Source organism: Sphingomonas faeni (assembly GCF_003053745.1).
In the GTDB taxonomy this organism is placed as follows: Bacteria; Pseudomonadota; Alphaproteobacteria; order Sphingomonadales; family Sphingomonadaceae; genus Sphingomonas; species Sphingomonas faeni.
The window spans coordinates 210,945-228,780 of the sequence record NZ_QAYE01000007.1; the positions used below are offsets into that span (position 1 = coordinate 210,945).

A 17,836-nucleotide genomic window follows, 5' to 3' on the forward strand; every position below is an offset into this window, starting at 1 on the left:
CATATCCCTCGATCGCGCCGTCCGTGAGTAAGGCAGCCCCTCCCCCGACCCCTCCCGCAAGCGGGAGGGGAGTAGCGGCGTCGATCTCGTGGCCTTCGCGGATGATCATTTTTTGGGCCGCACGACCATCGTCGAGGTGCGTACCGGGACAGCGATACGCGGGTCTTCGATACTGCCGGGGATCGGTGCGCTCGGGATCGGCGGGGCGGCGCCCATGTAGTCGCGGACGAGCTGGTCGATCGACGGCTCGGCGCCCGGCTCCTGCAAGCCCTGTTGCAGGCGGACATAGCCGTAGCGCTGCTCGGTCAGCTTGCGGCTATCCTCGGCGGTGCGCAGGATCGTCGGGCGGATGAAGATCATCAGGTTGGTCTTCGAGCGCTGCTTCGCCTTCGACGTGAACAGATGGCCGAGCACCGGGATGTCGCCGAGCAGCGGGATCTTCTCGATCGTGCGGCGCTCGTTATCGTCGAGCAGACCGCTGATCACCGCGATCTGCCCGTCGTCGACGGTGCGGACGGTTTCCACCTCGCGCTTGTTGAGGATCAGGTCGCTGTTGTCGCTCGACACCGGCCCGGCGATCGAGCTGACCTCCAAGCGCAGGTTGAGCTTCACGGTGCCGCTCGAGTTCACCTGAGGACGCACTGTCAGCTCGATGCCCACATTCTGGCGCTGCGTGGTGCGGAAGGCGTTGTCGAAATTGGTGCTGAGCGCCTGCCCCGTGGTGATCGGAATCTCCTGTCCGACGAGGCTGTGCGCCTCCTGGTTGTCGAGCGTGACGAGATGCGGGACCTGGAGCAGGTTCGAGGTCGTGTCGCTCTTCACCGCGTTGATGATCGCGCCGAAGAAGGTGCTGCCGATCTTGCCGCCGAACCCGCCAAAGCCGCCGGTAGCCGCGAGGATCGACGCGATCGCCGACTGCTGCAGCGCGTCCGCCGCGGCATTGGGGGTGTTCGTTTCGGTGCGCGTGCCATCGGGCGCGACGACCGTCGTGCCGTTGCCGCCGATCGAGCGCGCGCCGATCGCGCCGGCGATCTGGAGGATGTTGGGCGCGGAGTTCGAGAAGGTCGACGCGCCGAACGCGCCACCGCTCGGATCGCCGACGATGAACTGTGCGCCAAGCGTGCGTGCGGTCGAATCGGAGACTTCGGCGACGATCGCCTCGACCAGTACCTGTTCGCGGCGCGTATCGAGCTGGCGGACGACCTCGTTCAGCTGACGCTGGATCTCGGCGGGCGCGGCGATGACGATCGCGTTGGCGCCGGCAAAGCGCGTGACGACCACGGCCGACTTGCCAGCCGACGTGATCGCAGCCTGGCCGGAGCCGGACGTGCCGCCGGAGGTGGGGCCCGACTGCGGGATCTGCGGCTGCGAGAAGTTCGACTGGCCGCCGGACGCACCGTTGGTGCTGCTCGATCCGAAGTTCGAGCGCGACAGTGCCGTCTGCACGGGCTGCGTCGGAGTCTGGCCGACGAGTTCCTGCAACACCGGCAGCAACTGTTCGGCATCGGCATTCTCGAGGAAGACCACCTTGATCTCGGTACCGTTGCGCGCCTTCTGGTCGAGGTCGGCGGCGACCTGTGCGAGACGGGCGACGGTCGTCGGATCGCCGCGCAACGCGACCGCGTTCGAGCCTTCCACTGCGACCACGGATGCGCTCGGGCCGGCGGCGGCGCCACCGCCCTGCCCGCCTTGACCGCCGCCGGTACCGGCACCGATCAGACCCTGGAGCGCGGTGGCGATTTCCTTCGCGCTTGCATTCTTCAGCGCGACGACGCGCGTGGAGGACGTGTCGGTGTCGATCCGGCGGAGGACTTCGCGGATGCGACGGATGTTGTCGGCGAAATCGACCACGACGAGGCTGTTGCCGCCACGGTTCGCGCTGACCGAGCCCTGCGCGCTGACCAGCGGGCGAACGGTCTCGACCGCGGACTGTGCGTCGATCGCGCGGAGGCGGATGATCTCGGTGACGTAGCTGTTGCGTGCGGCACCCGCCACTCCGATCCGGCTCGGCTGCGATGCGGCATTGTCCAGCGGCTGGACGCGGAACGCACCACCTGAGGTCGGCACCGCGACGAGGCCGTTGGCGCGCAGGGTCGAGAGGAAGATCTCGAAATATTCGGAGCGCGACAGCGGGCGATCGGTGACCACGGTCACCTTGCCGGCGACGCGGTTGTCGATGATGAACGTGCGCCCGGTGACCTTGGCGGCATCGGCGATGAACGCGCGGATATCGGCGTCGCGGACGTTCAGCGTGGTCTGCGCGTGGACGCCTGCCGCCAGCGCCAGGGCTACGACGGGGCCGAGAAACAGTTTTTTCATTGGGTGGGCGCGATCGTGATGGCGAGCGGCAGGGTATCCTGGCCGCGTTCTACGGTGATGGGGACGTTGCCGCCGCCCGCGAAATCCTTGACGATGCGGTCGAGATCGCCCGGGCCGGAAACGGGACGCCCGCCGATCGAGGTGACGATGTCGCCGTCCTTGAGCCCAGCGGAACGGAACGCGTTGCCCGAGCCTTGCGACCGGACCGTGAGCCCGCTGATGCGGCCGCCGTCGATGCGGGGGATGAAGCCGATCTCGCTCCGCAACTGCGCGACGGGGATGCCAACGACGGGGGCAACGGCACCGGGCGCACCCGCTGGCGCCGCGCCGGGGACGACCGACGTGACAGCGCCCGACTGGTCGAGGAACAGGTCCTCGTCGGCACCGCCGCGGTCGATCGTGACGTGATCGAACGCGACCGCCTTGAGACGCACGCCGGGCTGGATCTCGTCGCCGACCGCGACGCTCTGCTGGACACCGTCGGGACCGGCGATGATCGCGGAGCTGCGGCCCATCGCTTCATCCATCCGCGTGCCGAACAGGGTCAGCTGGAGTGACGTTACCGTAGCGGGTGCGCCGGCCGCGCCACCGAGGCGGAAAAACGGATCGAAACCGCGCAGGATATCGGCGGGCGAACCCACCACCATCGGCGCGGCCGGGCGCCAGTCGCCGAGCGGCGTGATCGGTGTCACGATCGTCCACGCCAGCCGCGCGCACTGCACCGCCAGCCCGGCCAGGAGCGCGAGTTCGACGACACTATAGACATTCACGACCGGCATACGCCGCAAGATACGGCGCGCCCGCGCGTCCAGCTTCAATCGCATCCGCGACCCACCCCAATTTCCCGCTCTCTTCGTCGCGTAGGCATGCCATGTTACAATTCCGCGTCAATGGCTTGCGCGTTGGTTGCTTCGATTCTGATGGGGTAGCGCTTCGCGTCGGCGATGGGCAGAAGACGCTTATGTCCGATCCTGTCCCGTCCAGCAGCTCCGGCCTGCCCCCCGAAGCGATCATCGCCCGGCTGTCCGTGCCCGGTGTCCAACGCGTTCCGAGTCCGAAGCTCGACCTGTTCGTGCGGCGCGACTTCCTGCCGCCGGACCTGTGCTCGACGCTGATCGAGCGGATCGACGCGGTGCGGCGGCCGTCGACGATCTCCGATTCGAACGGCGACGCGAACTATCGGACGAGCGAGACGGGCGATCTTTCTCCGCTCGATCCGGTCGCGATCGAGGTCGAGCGCAGGATCGCCGCGCTGACCGGACTCGACCCGGTGTACGGCGAACCGCTCCAGGGGCAGCGCTATGCGGTAGGGCAGGAGTTCAAGGGACATACCGATTATTTCGAGCCGAACGGCGTCGATTATCAGCGGTATTGCGGGGTCGCGGGCAATCGGACGTGGACCGTCATGATCTACCTCAATCAGCCGGAAGCCGGCGGCGCGACGCGGTTCAAGGCGATCGACAAGATCGTGCAGCCGGAAACGGGCAAGCTGCTCGCGTGGAACAACCGGCGGGCCGATGGAAGCATGAACCCGGCGACGCTGCATCACGGGATGAAGGTGCGCGCGGGGGTGAAGTATGTGATCACCAAATGGTTTCGCGAGAAGCCGTGGGGTTAGGCTTGGCCTGGGGTCATGATTAGTGAGGCGAGAACGGACGGATTGGCGCAGCGGCGACTTCTGCGCCTCAGCACCTAGCACTCTCAAAGCACCTCCCCGGTGAAGGCCGAGGTCCAGTTGGGCAACGTTGCTGACGGAGGACGGCGCTACGTTACACCGACCTTTCCAACTGGGCCCCGGCCTTCGCCGGGGAGGTGCTCTTCGTGGGAGGTCGGTCGCTCCGACTGCGCTCGCCACTGGAGCGCAACCCGAACGACCGCCCCCTTCCTCAGAACGTCGTGCTGATGCCCAGCGTGAACACCTGACCCAGATTATACCGGTTGATGTAAACCTTGTTGCCGTTCTCGAACGTCTGACCCTCGGTGAAGCGCGTCTTGGTGAGGTTGCGTGCCTCGGCCTTCACCTCGAACTTGGCGCCGCGCAGTTCGACACCCTGGCGGGCGACGAGGTCGAGGCGGATGCCGGGCTTCTCGATGATGTCGGGCAGGAAGCCCGTGCCGCCGAGGTTCGATGGGCCGCGATTGGTTACGCGGTCGCTGGCGTAGTTGAACAACAACGTGATCTGCGACAGCCGCTTGGTGTCCTCCAGCCCGAGCTGGACGTTGACGAGGTGGTCCGACTGGCCGGTGAGCGGCGCGCCGTCGCGGAAGTTACCCGTGGCCGGCGCGAACCCGGTCTGGCAGCCCGCAACCTTGGTCGTCTGGTCCACCACGTTCGGGACGCAGCTGCCGTCCACCGTGATCGACGACTGCGTATAGGTGTAGTTGGCGATGAACAGCAGGCGGCGCGTCGCGAAGAAATCGCTGCCGAGCGTGTCGAGCGGCACGTATTTCTGGAACTCGACCTCGCCGCCGTACAGCTTGGCCTTGGGCAGGTTTGTAAAGCCCGTCTGGAGACGATCGTCGGCACCGGTGTAGAAACCGACCTGTTCGATCGGCTTGTCGATCCGCTTGTAGAACGCGCCGAGCGTAAAGCGCTGGTCACGCGCGAAGAACCATTCGTAGCGCGCATCGAGATTGTAGAGCTTGGTATCCTGCAACAGCGGGTTACCGAAGAACAGGCGATCCGATTCGGGATCGCGGAACTGCTGTGGTGCAAGCTCGCGGAACTGTGGGCGCGAGATCGTCTTCGACGCGCTGGCGCGAAGCTGCATGTCGGGCGCGAAGTTCCAGGTCAGCGTCGAGGCCGGCAGGAAGTAATCGTTCTTCAGACGAGTCGTGGTCGCACCGATCGGGGTAACCCGCTCGTCCGCCGTCTCGTAGCGCACACCGATCGTCGCACGGACGCCGTCGGTCGCTTCGGCCTCGGCCTGGACGTAGCCCGCATGAATCCGCAGCGACGCGTCATATTGATACGCGCCGAGCGGGGTATTGAACTGCAATTCGAGCGAGTTGAGCGGATCGTTGGTATCGATCGCCAGCAGGTAATCCGGACGGAGCAGATTATACGGATAGCCCGGCGCGGTGCCACCGCCGCGCGGCGTCTGGTAGTTGAATTGGAGACGCGACGACGTGCGCTTCGTATCCGAGTAGAAATAGCCGGTCGACAGCGTCATCGGCCGATCGGTCGAGAGCTTGTACGCGGCATCCGCCTGCCCGCTGTAGAGGTCTTCCTTCAGTTCGCTGAAGATGATCGACGCGAACGGCGAGAAGCGCTGAGTCACCTGATACGCGCCATTGCACTGCGCGCCGCCGGTCCCGTTCGGATCCTGCACCGTGATCGGCTGGCCGGTCGTGGTGGTGTTCGAGCAGAGATAGTCGAACTGCCGCTCATACGGCGCATTGCGCTTCGAATTGGCATAGGCGCCGCGGACATCGAGCGTCAGCGCGTCGACGGGCTTGAACGCGCCGACCAGCTGGCTCTCGAACAGCTGGCGTTCGAACCAGTTGGTGTTCTGCTGGAAACGCAGGCCGCTCGAGTTGTTGTAGGTGGTCGCCGCCGACCCACGCGCCTGCTTCAGCGTGTCGTGGATATAGACGTTGGTCAGCTTGATGCTGTTCTCGCCGAACTCGTAGCCGACGCCGATCAGCGCGTTGGCGACGATCCGGTTATCGGTCAGCAGGGTTTGGAAATCGTTGCGGAGCAGGCCTTCGTTGGTGACCGAATCCTGCTGCGTGATGCTGCGGGTGCGGAAGGTGTTGCTCGCGCTGACCGACGCAATTACGCCGAGCCGGCCCGAACCAATGTCGAACACCGAGCCGCCGCTGATCTCGCCCGAGAAATTGGCGGGAAGCTGGTTGTTGCGCTGGAGCAGCGAGGTCGAGGCGTTGCTGAGCGTCGCGGCCTGCGCCGCTGAGATGTTGCCGGTGCCGCTAGGGGCGTTCTTGATGAAGCTCGGCACCTTGCGCGTGCCGTCGTCGAAGCCGATCCAGTCGGCATCGCCGCCATAATAGGTGTAGCCGAGTTCGCTGGTGGTCGCGGTGTCGGCCGAGACCGAGCCGCCGAACGACAGGAAGTTCTTGTCCGGGATCGCCTTGGTCGTGAGGTTGATCACGCCGCCGCCGAATTCACCGGGATAGTTCACCGAATAGGTCTTCTGGACCAGCGCGGAGCCGACGATCGTGGTCGGGAAGATGTCGAGCGGGACCGAACGGCGCAGCGGCTCGGGGCTCGGCAATGGCGAGCCGTTGAGCAGCGACGACGAGTAACGATCGCCAAGACCGCGGACGTAGACGAAGCCGTTGCCGACGATGCTAAGACCGGTGACGCGCGACAGCGCGCCGGCGATGTCGCCTTCGCCGGTGCGCGCGATGTCCTCGGTCGACAGGATCGAGACGACCTGCGGGGTCGCGCGGACGAAATTCGGGATGTTGCGGCCGACGACGACGATGTCCTCGCCGCCATTGGGATCATAGCCCGGCGTCGACACTTCGGCCTCTGCTCCGGCTGCTTGTGGCGCAGACACGTCCACCGGCGTCGAGGTCGGACCGGTCTGCGTCGTCGAGGCGGGTGGCAAGGCGGCTGGAGCGGGTGCGGCGCCGCCGGTCTGGGCGAGCACGGCCGGCGCGACCAGCTGCGAGGTCAGGAGAAGTAAGGTGGCATAGCCGAAGCGCGTTTGCATGGCCGAATATCCAGATCAGGGGGTCTATGGGCGAATGCCGGGGTGGTCTTTGGAACCACCCCGGCATCGCTGCTCACATCATCGACTGCGGAGAGCCGACCGGAGGCGTTACCGGCCGTTGCAGTTGAAGTAGACCGAGGTGAAGATCGGCGGACCCTGGTCCTGCTTCGAGGCATCCGCCGCGCGGATCGTCGAGCGATCGGCCTGGCTGGTTTCCTGCGCGATCAGGTTGAGGCAGGCGACGGTCGCCGGCGTCTTCACGATCCCGTTGATGAAGCGCATGTCCGAACCACCGCGCTGGCGGATCGCGGCCGGTGCGAGCGCGGTCTGCACGAACGTGAAGTTCGAATACTGGCCGAAGGTACGGGGCAGCAGGTCCTCGGCACCGTTCGAGTCGATCTCGGTCGAGAACGAGTCGGCGGTCGCACCCAGCAGGCGCTGTGCGGCGATGATGAACTGCATGAAGCCGCGATAGCCGTTGTCGATATCGTAGCCGTCGTCGTCTGCGCCGGTGACCGCGAAATACTTGATGTTCGTGGTGCCGCCGAAGATCTCGATGCCGTCATCGGCCGAGTTGTGGCTCTGGACGTGATCGATCGTCGTCCCCGAACCGGTGCCGCCGAGCGTCAGGCCCTGGAGCTCGTTGCCGTCGCTGATCGCGATGCCGCTGTAGCGGATCTGGACATACTGCATCGTGCCGCTGTTGTCGGCTGCCGTCGGGCCACCGTAGAAGCGCCCGGTGACGCCTTCGATCGCCTGCTGGCAGGTCGTGCTCGTGCCGCCGGCGTTGTTCGGGCCGGTACCCGTGGCGCAGACCGCGACGGGCGCGCGGCCGAGCAGGATGATCCCGCCCCACTGGCCCTGCGTCGCATCGCTGACGCCGTTGGCGGTCAGGTTCTGCTGCGACGTGAAGATGATCGGCGCGTCGCGCGTACCGACGGCGCTGATCTTCGACCCGCGGTTGACGAGCAGGAGATCGGCGGTGACTTCGGTCGAGTCCGCCGCGATCACAACGCCCGGTGCGATCGTCAGCGTCACGCCGGTATCGGCACCGGTCGTGCCAGCATCGGCGCCGACTTCGGTCTGACCACGCAGGCGGTAGAACACGCCGGCGATCTTCGGCAGCGTCAAACTGGTCGTTATATTCGTCGGCAGGCGGCAGGCGCGGAACGTCTGGACCAGGCCGTCATCGATCGTGCCGGTCGGGCACGCTGCGGCCGAACCGCCGGCGCCGACGGCAGGAACCGCGGTGCAGCGCGCGGTCGTGCTGCCGCCGAACTCGGCCGACGTGGAGGCGCAGGTCCAGCCCTGGAACGCGGTGTCGGTCGGGCCGTTGAGCGCGCCGACGAAGTTGGTGCTGGCGAAGAACGGGTTGATCGACGACGGGTCGGTCGCGGTCGTGGCGGACGTAGCGGCGGTCGGGTACACGCCGGTCAGGACGTTGGTGCCGCTGACGTTGTTGTTGGTGCCGGCGTTGACGATCGCAAGCTGCTCGTCGGCGCTGATCGTGATCGTGCCGTCCGAGCGGCCGCCCGAGGTCGAGGCGAACTGAGCGGCCGTGATCGCCGATGGGGTCGGCGTCGGCGTGGACGGCGTCGGGGTCGGCGTGGCTGGCGGGGTGATGATCACCGTGCCTGCGCCCGGCGAAGCGACGTCGTCGGCACCGCCGCAAGCGGTGAGTGCGAGGCAGGCCGTGCCGGTCAGCAGGATCGTGCCGAGGCGAGTAAAGCTGGTCATGCGAAGGACTCCCGAGTCGTACCGTTGATTGTTCGGATCGACCCAGGCTCCCCCCTGCCGACCGTGACATGGCGGTTAGGCTGGCCAGATGACGCCGCGATGCGATTTCGGTTACGCTTGCGTGACTATGATATGACGGTTCAATGACTGTCGATTGGGGCGCTGCAGGCCCATGGGGTTGAAAACCGCGCTATCGAACACATCTCTTCCGATCCGGCGCGCGATGATTTACAGGCGCTGCCAGAGTCACTGCCCACGCATTCCTGCGTGCGGACGGTCAGACCGATATTACAGGATTATTCTACGACAATGGCCTCTTTCAAGGACCCCAGCTTCCAGGACCGTACGAGCAGCGCAGCCGCCGCCAAGCAGAAGGCGCTCGAAGCGCTGCGTGCCAAGCCGCCGATCGACGAAGCGGTCGTCGCCGAGCGCCTTGCGGCGCGCGAGGCCAAGGAATTGGCAGAGCGCGAGAAGCGTGCTGCCAAGCGTGCTGCAGAGGACGAGGCCAAGGCTGCGAAGAAGGCTGAGGCCGAGGCTGCTGCTGCCAAGAAGCGCGAGGCCGAGGCTAAGGTCGAACTGACCGACGCCGAGAAGAAGGCGATTCGTGATGCGAAGTATGCGGCGCGGAAGAACAAGAAGAAGTGATTTTGGGCGGTCGTTTGGCCGCCCATTTTGATTGAACGACTGCTCGCTTGGAGCAACCGTCTCAAAAAAGACCCGCCACCCCGGCGAAGGCCGGGGCCCAGTTGGCAAGGTTGAGGTAACTAAGCGCAGTCCACCGTTGGCAACTTCCCCCAACTGGGCCCCGGCCTTCGCCGGGGTGGTGCTTCTGAAACGGGCGCAACCCACTAACTAGCTTGTTCTCCCGCGAAGGCGGGAGCCCAGACTGGGCTCCCGCCTTCGCGGGAGAACAAGTAGGTTCGGGTGACGGGCGTGTTGAAGCGCGCGCGCCTACTCCGCCTGCTCCCAACCGCCCCCCAGCGCCTTGAACAACGCGACCGTCAGCTGCCGCAACTGCGCGTCGCTCGACACGAGCTGTTCGCGCGCGGTCAGGACGTCCGTCTCCGCATTCAGCAGCGTCGTCTGCGCCACGAAGCCGGTCCGGTACTGTGACTCCGCCGCCTTCGCGCTGCTCTGCGCATCGACCACGGCCCTCTGCAAAGCCGCATTCCGCCTCCGCTCGGCGGCGATCTGCGCGAGCGGGTCCTCGACGCCGCGCAACGCCTGCAACACCGTCGAGCGATAGCGGAGATACGCCTGCTCGCGGTCCTCCTCGCGCGACTTCACGGTCGACTTGCGCCGGCCCCAGTCGAGCAAGGGGAACTGCGCCGCGCCCGATGCGGTCAGCTGGAGACTGTCACCCGAGAACAGATTGCCGAGTGCGGTCGAGATCAGCTGGCTCATGCCGGTCAGGCTGAACTTCGGATACATGTCCGCGACCGCCACGCCGATGTCCGCGGTGGAGGCCGCAAGATCGCGTTCGGCCGCGCGCACGTCGGGGCGCCGACGCAACAGCTCCGACGGCAACCCGGCCGGGATCGTCGGCACGCCGAGCGGTGCGGTCGAAGGCGTGGCGAGTTCGGATATCAGCGTCGCGGGCGGCTCGCCAAGCAGAATCGCGAGCGCGTGCATCCGGACATCGACATCGGCACGGACCGGTTCGGCGCGCGCTTCCGTGGATGTGATCGAGGCGCGCTGGCGGGTGACGTCGATCGGCGGAACGAGGCCCACCCTGGCGGTATTACCCGCGATTTCGAGCGCACGACGCTGGCGGACGATCTCGCCCTCGATCGTCGCAAGCTGCGCCTGGTCGAGCCGGAGCGCAAAGTACGCCTGCGCGACTTCGGCGGCGAGCGTCACCGCAGCGTCGCGCTTCGACCAGACCGCCGCTTCCGTCCGCGCCCGCGCGCCCTCGGTGCTGCGCCGGACGCCGCCGAACAGGTCGAGCTCCCAGCTCGCGTCGAACCCGACGGAATAGGTCGTGATCCCGCTGCCGGGCAGCGCGATGCCGCCGGTCGAGCCGGTGCCCCCTGCCCCCGTGCCGCCGCTGAACGCGCGCGCGATCGACGAGAGGCCGGCATTCTTACTGAACTCGATATGGCTCGGGCTGGCGCTCGCATTGACGCTCGGCAACCCCTGCGAGCGTGCGACGATCTCCTGCAACCGCGCCTGACGCACGCGCGAGGCGGCGATCGCAATATCGGGATTGCCCTTGAGCGCGCGCTCGACGAGGCTGTCGAGTTGCGGATCGCCGAACGCCGACCACCAGCGTGCCGGATCGACGGTCGCACCCACTGTGGCTTGCGGACCGACGAACGCCGGCGGCACCGCCATCTCGGGAGCGACGTAATTCGGGCCGACGGTGCACCCCGCGAGCAGGGCCGCAACCGCAACCACCATGAACCGCGCACGCATCAATGCATCCCTCCCGAGGGGGCGCCGCCGGTCTTGCCGGAGCGCATGAATAGAACCAGTGGCGCGACGACCAGCACGACCACCATCATCGCGCGGAACACGTCAAGGAACGCGAGCATCGTCGCCTGCCGCTGCATCTGGCTGTAGAGAACGGCCAACGGCGTCGTCGCATCGCCCTGCCCGCCGAACACGCTCGTCGCCTTCTGCATCCAGTCGTTATAGTTCGGATCGAGCGGGTTGAGCGTCTGCGTCAGCTCCGACTGATGCCGCTGCAACCCGCCCGCGAGCTGCGTCTGCGCGAAACAGATGCCAATCGTGCCGCCGAGATTGCGCGAGACGTTGAGCAGGCTCGACGCCTGCGCGGTCTGCGTCTGCTTGAGCCCGACATAGGCGATCGCGTTGATCGGCACGAACAGGAACGGCAGCGCCATCGCCTGGAACAGCCGCGCGAACGCCGCGTCGGAGAACGCGATGTCGGCGGTCAGGTGGCTCATGTTCCACAGCGCGAACGCCTGCACCAGCAACGCCGGGAACAGGAGGAAGCGGACATCGACCAGCCCGCTCAGTCGCCCCGCGAACGGCACCATGACGAGCGTCGCGAGACCGCCGGCGGTCAGCGCGAGCCCGGCGTCGAGCGAACTGTAGCCGAGCACCTGTTGCAGCATCTGCGGAATGAGCTGCGTGGTGCCGAACAGGATCATGCCGGTGACGCCCATCACGCCGATCGTCAGCGCGAAGTTGCGATTCTTCAGCAGCTTGAGGTCGATCACCGGGTCCTTGTGGTTCAGCTCCCAGACGACGAGCGTCACCAGCGACACCGCGGCGATAATCGCCGACATGACGATGAAGCCGCTCGAAAACCAATCCTCGCGCTCGCCGCGATCGAAGGTGAGTTCGAGGAAGCCGAGCCCGAGCGCGACCAGCGCGACGCCGACATAGTCGATCGTCAGGCCGTTCTTGAACCGCTCGTTACGGTCCTTCTTCACTTGGGGCGGCTCGTCGACGAACGTCTCGACCAAGAACCACGCGGCGATGCCGACGGGGACGTTGATCAGGAACACCCAGTGCCAGCTCGAATATTCGACGATGTAGCCGCCGAGCGTGGGCCCGAGCACGGGGCCGACGACGACGACGATCGCGAAGGCGGCGAACGCCATCCCGCGTTGTTTCGGCGGGAAGGTGTCGGCGAGGATCGACTGCTCGACCGGCGCCAGTCCACCGCCGCCGATGCCTTGCAATACGCGGGCGACGACGAGCGTAGCGATATTGGGCGCAAGGCCGCACATCAGCGAAGCAAGCGTGAACAGGGCGATCGAGAGGAGGAAATAGCGCTTTCGGCCGATCGCGTCGCTGAGCCAGCCTGAGATCGGGATGACGATCGCGTTGGCGACGAGGTAGCTGGTCAGCACCCAGGTCGCCTGATCGGTGGTGATCGACAGCCCGCCCGAGATATGATCGAGCGCGACGTTGGCGATCGAGGTGTCCAGCACCTCCATGAAGGTCGGGATCGAAATGATCGCGACGATCAGCCACGGGCTATACTTGCCCGCCGCCGACCGGCTTGGCGACCAGGTATGACCGCCCCCCGCATCGGCTTTTGCAGGAGCTTTCGCCACCTCAGCGGACCTTGACGGTCGGCACCACCGACATGCCGGGGCCGATCGGATAGCGCTTCGGATCGGGGCCGTTCTTCGCGTCGAACACGATACGGACGGGGACGCGCTGGACCACCTTCACGTAGTTGCCGGTCGCGTTCTGCGGGGGCAGCAAGGCGAACGCTTGGCCGGCGCCGCGCTGGATCGAGTCGACATGACCCTTGAAATCGACGCCGGGATACGCGTCGACATGGATGTCGACGGGCTGGCCGATCTTCATCAGCGTGAGCTGCGTTTCCTTGAAGTTGGCCGTCACCCACATTGTGTCGGGGACGATCGCCATCAGCTGCGTGCCGGGCCCGACATAGGAGCCGACGTTGACCGAGCGGTTGACGACCTGCCCCGCGACCGGCGCGGTCAGGCGGAGATCACCGATCGTGACGTTGGCTTGGTCGACCTGCGCGCGACGGGCGTCGATCACCGACTTCGCTGCGCCGACCTGCTTCCGGGCGACGCTGATCTGCGCGGTGGCGGTGTCGATCTGCTCGCGGGCGGCGGCGGCATCGGCTGCGGTCTGGCGAGCGGTGGCGCGCGCCTGATCGAGCTGTTGGCCGGCAACCGCGCTCGGATCGAGCCGCAGCAACGCCTCGTAGCGCGCGAGATCCTGCTGCGCCTTCACCGCGGCGGCCATCGGGACGCGTGCTTGGGCGGCAGCCTGCTGGCGTTGCGCCTCGGCGGCGGTGACCTGCGCTTGTGCCTGTGCGAACTGTGCGCGCGCCTGCGATTCGTTCGCCTGCGCCTCGGCGACCTGCGCGTCGCGGCCGGATGCCTTGATGACCGCAAGCAGGCGGCCCGCTTCGACATGGCGGTTGTCGATGTCCGCGACCTGAACCAGCGTGCCCGCAACCTGTGGCGCGAGACGGACGATGTGCGTGTCGACGAACGCGTCGTCGGTCGACTCGAACTGCCGCGCATGAAGCCAGTAGAGCACGCCGCCGATGATCGACCCGCCGACGACGATGACGAGGATGATCCAGAAGAGCGGCTTCTTGAAGACCGACGGCTTCTTGTCGTCGCCCCCGGCCTTGTCGTCGTCAGACTCGTCCTGCTGGTCGGTATCGGACTGCTGATCCTCGCCGTTCGGATCGTCCTTGCGATCCTCGTCGTGGTCGGTGTCGGAATGAGTGTTCTGGTCGGTCATGCCTGGCCCTATTCTTCAGCACGCATCGAATCGAGAATGGCGTCGATATTGGCGTCGATACGCGCCTTGATATCGTGGATGTCGTCGGCCCCGAGCGCATCGCGCCCGAGCAGTTTGAGGAAAGTGGCGCGGCTCGATCGCAGCGCGAGGACCTGCCCCATCAACGTGATCGTCGTGATCCGCGCGACGCGCGCGCTGGTACAGCCGGTCGCGGTGGCGACGAGATCGGCAAGCGTCTCGATCATCTGCCCCATCACGCCGCCATAAATCCGCTCGAACGCCGCACCGGGTTTCATCTGCTCGCGCAGGACGAACAGCGTCCAGTCGGCGTTCTCGTCGCTCGCCATCTTGTCCGCGAGCCGCGCGAATATCCGGTGGATCCGGGTGCGGGCTGCGGCGGCATCCTCGACGACCCCGGCGGGTACGTCGAACGGCTCGGTCATCATCGCGGACATGCGCTCGGCGATCCGATCCGCCGCGGCGAGATACAGCCCGTCCTTACCGCCGTAATGATAGGTGATCGACGACATCGCCGTGCCCGCCGCCGCAGCGATCGCGCGCGTGCTTGCCCCCTCCAGCCCCTTGCTGCCGAATTCGCTGATCGCGATGTCTAGGAGTCGTGACTGGACCACGGGCGACGCTTAGTTCGATCGAACGAACCAACCTAATGAAGAAGCCGTCATGTTTGGGTTTGCCACCCGATACAACCTGAATTCCCCCCTCCCTGGAAGGGAGGGGTTGGGGGGTGGGTAGGCCCGCTCGCGCCGCGACTGTTCGGCGATACGGAAACCGACCCACCCCCGGCCCCTCCCTTCCAGGGAGGGGGGAGAAGATCGGAGTGCACGCCAGAAACAGCAACGCCGGCCCCTTCGTATGAAGGAACCGGCGTAAATCTGGTGGGCGCGGCTGGGATTGAACCAGCGACCCCACCCGTGTGAAGGGTGTGCTCTACCACTGAGCTACGCGCCCGAAACTCGTTCGGAAGCGGGCCTTTAGGCAGACCCCGTCCACCTGTCCAGCCCTATCGACACCGGTCCTAGTTGACCGCGTCCTTCAGGCCCTTGCCGGCCTTGAACTTCGGCTGTGTCGAGGCCTTGATCGTCATCGGCTCGCCGGTCCGGGGATTGCGGCCGGTCGACGCCTTGCGCTTCGAGATCGAGAACGTGCCGAAACCGACCAGGCGAACCTCGTCGCCCTTCTTCAACGATGCCTCGATCGCGTCGAACACCGCCTCGACGGCCTTGACCGCGTCGGCCTTCACCAGCCCGGACGTGTCGGCAACCGTCGCGATCAGTTCCTGCTTGTTCATATAGTCCCCCGGAAAGTCTCAAGTCGGCCGCGATAGAATCACGGCCGCAGTCAGCGCGCAATAATGCGGCGGCCCCGTCTGCTGTCAAACGAAACCGCCGCGTCATCGCTTACGATCCAAACATGGATCAGTGGTGAAGCCCCCCCCCGACCGGTGCGATCGGTGCCGGTGGCAATGCCGCCAGCTCGTCCGCATCGGTCCACTCGATCGCTTCGAGCGACTCGGTCAGCGCCAGACGCAGCACCTCGTCGACATGCGAAACGGGGATGATCTTCAACCCCGCCTTGATGTTCGCCGGGATCTCCGCGAGGTCCTTCTCGTTCTCGGCCGGGATCAGCACCGTCTCGATCCCGCCACGAAGCGCGGCGAGCAGCTTCTCCTTGAGGCCGCCGATCGGAAGCACGCGACCTCGCAGCGTCACCTCGCCGGTCATCGCCACCTCGCGCCGGATCGGCACGCCGGTCAGCGTCGAGACGATCGACGTGACCATGCCGATACCCGCCGACGGACCATCCTTCGGCACCGCACCCTCGGGCAGATGGATGTGGATATCCTTCCGCGCGAACAGGCTCGGCTTGATCCCGTAGCTCGGCGCGCGGGCCTTCACATAGCTGAACGCGGTCTCGATCGACTCCTTCATCACGTCGCCGAGCGTACCGGTGAGCTTGGCCTGCCCCTTGCCCGCGACCGTCACGCTCTCGATCGTCAGCAGCTCGCCGCCGACCTCGGTCCAGGCCAGCCCGGTGACCGCACCGATCTGGTTCTCGGTCTCGCCGAGCCCATGGCGATACTTCTGCACGCCGGCATACTCACCGATGTTCTCAGGCGTGATCGTGACGCTGGTCGTCTTGTTCTCGAGGATCTGGCGCAGCGCCTTGCGGCACAGCTTGGCGATCTCGCGCTCCAGCGTACGTACGCCGGCCTCGCGCGTGTATTGCTGGATGAGCGTGCGAAGTCCCTCCTGCGTCAGCGTGAATTCGCCCGGCTTCAGTCCGTGCGCCTCGATCTGCTTCTCGACCAGATGACGCTCGGCGATCTCGACCTTCTCGTCCTCGGTATACCCCTCCAGACGGATGATCTCCATGCGATCGAGCAACGCCTGCGGCAGGTTCAGCGAGTTGGCCGTGCAGACGAACATCACGTCCGATAGGTCGATATCGACCTCCAGATAATGGTCCTGGAACTTGCCGTTCTGCTCCGGATCGAGGACCTCCAGCAGCGCCGACGCCGGATCGCCACGGAAATCCTGGCCGAGCTTGTCGATCTCGTCGAGCAGGAACAGCGGGTTCGACGTGCCGGCCTTTTTGAGGTTCGTCACGATCTTGCCCGGCAGCGAACCGATATAGGTGCGGCGATGCCCACGGATCTCGGCTTCGTCACGCACGCCGCCAAGCGACTGGCGGATGAACTCGCGCCCGGTCGCCTTGGCGATCGACTTGCCGAGCGAGGTCTTGCCGACGCCCGGAGGCCCGACGAGGCACAGGATCGGCCCCTTCAGCTTGTTGGTACGCGCCTGCACCGCGAGATACTCGACGATCCGGTCCTTGACCTTCTCGAGCGCGTAGTGATCCTCGTCCAGCGTCACCTGTGCGGCGGCGATGTCCTTCTTGATCTTCGACTTCTTGCCCCAGGGGAGCCCGAGCAGGACGTCGAGATAGTTGCGCACGACGGTCGCCTCGGCGCTCATCGGCGCCATCGTCTTGAGCTTCTTCAGCTCCGACGTCGCCTTGCCGCGCGCCTCCTTGCTCATCTTGAGCGTCGCGATCTTCTGCGTCAGTTCGGCGATCTCGTCGCCTTCGCCCTCGCCGTCCTCGTTGCCGAGTTCGCGCTGGATCGCCTTCAACTGCTCGTTGAGGTAATATTCGCGCTGCGTCTTCTCCATCTGGCGCTTGACGCGGCTCTTGATCTTCTTCTCGACCTGAAGGACGCCCAGCTCGCCCTCCATCGCCGCGAACGCCATTTCGAGGCGCTTCGACGGGTTGGTTTCGAGCAGGATCGCCTGCTTCTCCGCAACCTTGATCTGGACGTTCGCGATCACCGCGTCGGACAGCTTCGACGCGTCCTCGATCTCCGACAGTTGCACCGACGTTTCCGACGAGAGCTTGCGGTTGAGCTTGGCGTAGTTCTCGAACTGGTCGACCACCGAACGCATCAGCGCGATGAGTTCCGGTCCTTCGACCTCGGCATCGGCGACCGGCTCGACCGTTGCGGTGAGGAAGTCGCCACTTTCGTCGAGCGTTTCGAGAGTTGCACGGCCCTTGCCCTCGACGAGCACGCGGACGGTGCCGTCGGGGAGCTTCAGCAGCTGCAATACGGTCGCGGTGACGCCCATCGAATACAGGTCGTCGCGCGAGGGATCGTCCTCCGCCGGGTCGACCTGCGCGACGAGATAGATCTCCTTGTCCGCCGCCATCGCCGCTTCGAGCGCGGCAACGGACTTATCGCGGCCGACGAACAGCGGCACGATCATGTGCGGGAACACGACGATGTCGCGAAGGGGAAGGACGGGGTACTGGGTCATGAACGCTCCGGTGGGTGCCTGCATGGGGGCATAATCTACAGCTTATATGGTGAGGATGAA

Annotated in this window: 12 protein-coding genes and 1 tRNA gene; 2 read left to right on the forward strand and 11 right to left on the reverse strand. The window is 65.8% G+C overall.

Annotated elements, in window-relative coordinates:
• Positions 1-105: 105 nt before the first annotated feature.
• Both gspD and C8J25_RS14070 read right to left on the reverse strand, forming a co-directional pair.
• Positions 106-2,319 (reverse strand): type II secretion system secretin GspD, encoded by a 2,214-nt coding sequence (gspD, locus tag C8J25_RS14065; protein WP_107954951.1) that lies wholly within the window; start codon positions 2,317-2,319, stop codon positions 106-108.
• The gene (locus C8J25_RS14070; RefSeq protein WP_341871538.1) at positions 2,316-3,098 is read right to left on the reverse strand and encodes a type II secretion system protein N; all 783 of its coding nucleotides are present in this window, start codon (positions 3,096-3,098) and stop codon (positions 2,316-2,318) included. Before C8J25_RS14070 ends, gspD begins: the two co-directional genes overlap by 4 nt.
• A gap of 182 nt (positions 3,099-3,280) precedes the next feature.
• Between C8J25_RS14070 and C8J25_RS14075 the strand changes: the two genes are divergently transcribed.
• Positions 3,281-3,937, forward strand: a complete 657-nt coding sequence (locus C8J25_RS14075; RefSeq protein WP_107955055.1) for a prolyl hydroxylase family protein — start codon at positions 3,281-3,283, stop codon at positions 3,935-3,937.
• A 268-nt stretch (positions 3,938-4,205) separates the two neighbouring features.
• Here the strand turns inward: C8J25_RS14075 and C8J25_RS14080 are convergent, their stop codons facing one another.
• Entirely contained in the window at positions 4,206-6,998 is a 2,793-nt protein-coding gene (locus C8J25_RS14080; protein ID WP_107954953.1) for a TonB-dependent receptor domain-containing protein, read from the reverse strand.
• A gap of 108 nt (positions 6,999-7,106) precedes the next feature.
• Entirely contained in the window at positions 7,107-8,735 is a 1,629-nt protein-coding gene (locus C8J25_RS14085) for a hypothetical protein (RefSeq protein ID WP_107954954.1), read from the reverse strand.
• A gap of 309 nt (positions 8,736-9,044) precedes the next feature.
• On the opposite strand from C8J25_RS14085, the gene C8J25_RS14090 reads away from it, so the two are divergent.
• A complete protein-coding gene (locus tag C8J25_RS14090; protein ID WP_056058003.1) occupies positions 9,045-9,380 on the forward strand; it encodes a DUF6481 family protein in 336 nt (111 codons plus the stop codon).
• 306 nt (positions 9,381-9,686) lie between these two features.
• Here the strand turns inward: C8J25_RS14090 and C8J25_RS14095 are convergent, their stop codons facing one another.
• From C8J25_RS14095 to lon, 7 genes are all read right to left on the reverse strand, one after another.
• Positions 9,687-11,150: an efflux transporter outer membrane subunit gene (locus C8J25_RS14095; RefSeq protein ID WP_107954955.1), complete on the reverse strand. Its 1,464-nt coding sequence runs from the start codon at positions 11,148-11,150 to the stop codon at positions 9,687-9,689.
• Entirely contained in the window at positions 11,150-12,766 is a 1,617-nt protein-coding gene (locus C8J25_RS14100) for a DHA2 family efflux MFS transporter permease subunit (protein ID WP_107954956.1), read from the reverse strand. Before C8J25_RS14100 ends, C8J25_RS14095 begins: the two co-directional genes overlap by 1 nt.
• A gap of 1 nt (position 12,767) precedes the next feature.
• Entirely contained in the window at positions 12,768-13,946 is a 1,179-nt protein-coding gene (locus C8J25_RS14105; protein ID WP_107954957.1) for an HlyD family secretion protein, read from the reverse strand.
• Between the two features lie 8 nt (positions 13,947-13,954).
• Positions 13,955-14,578 (reverse strand): CerR family C-terminal domain-containing protein, encoded by a 624-nt coding sequence (locus C8J25_RS14110; protein WP_107954958.1) that lies wholly within the window; start codon positions 14,576-14,578, stop codon positions 13,955-13,957.
• Between the two features lie 262 nt (positions 14,579-14,840).
• Positions 14,841-14,915 (reverse strand) — tRNA-Val (locus C8J25_RS14115).
• A gap of 67 nt (positions 14,916-14,982) precedes the next feature.
• Complete coding sequence (locus C8J25_RS14120; protein WP_056048186.1) at positions 14,983-15,255, reverse strand: HU family DNA-binding protein; 273 nt, start codon at positions 15,253-15,255, stop codon at positions 14,983-14,985.
• A gap of 127 nt (positions 15,256-15,382) precedes the next feature.
• Positions 15,383-17,776 (reverse strand): endopeptidase La, encoded by a 2,394-nt coding sequence (gene lon, locus C8J25_RS14125; RefSeq protein WP_107955057.1) that lies wholly within the window; start codon positions 17,774-17,776, stop codon positions 15,383-15,385.
• Positions 17,777-17,836 lie beyond the last annotated feature (60 nt).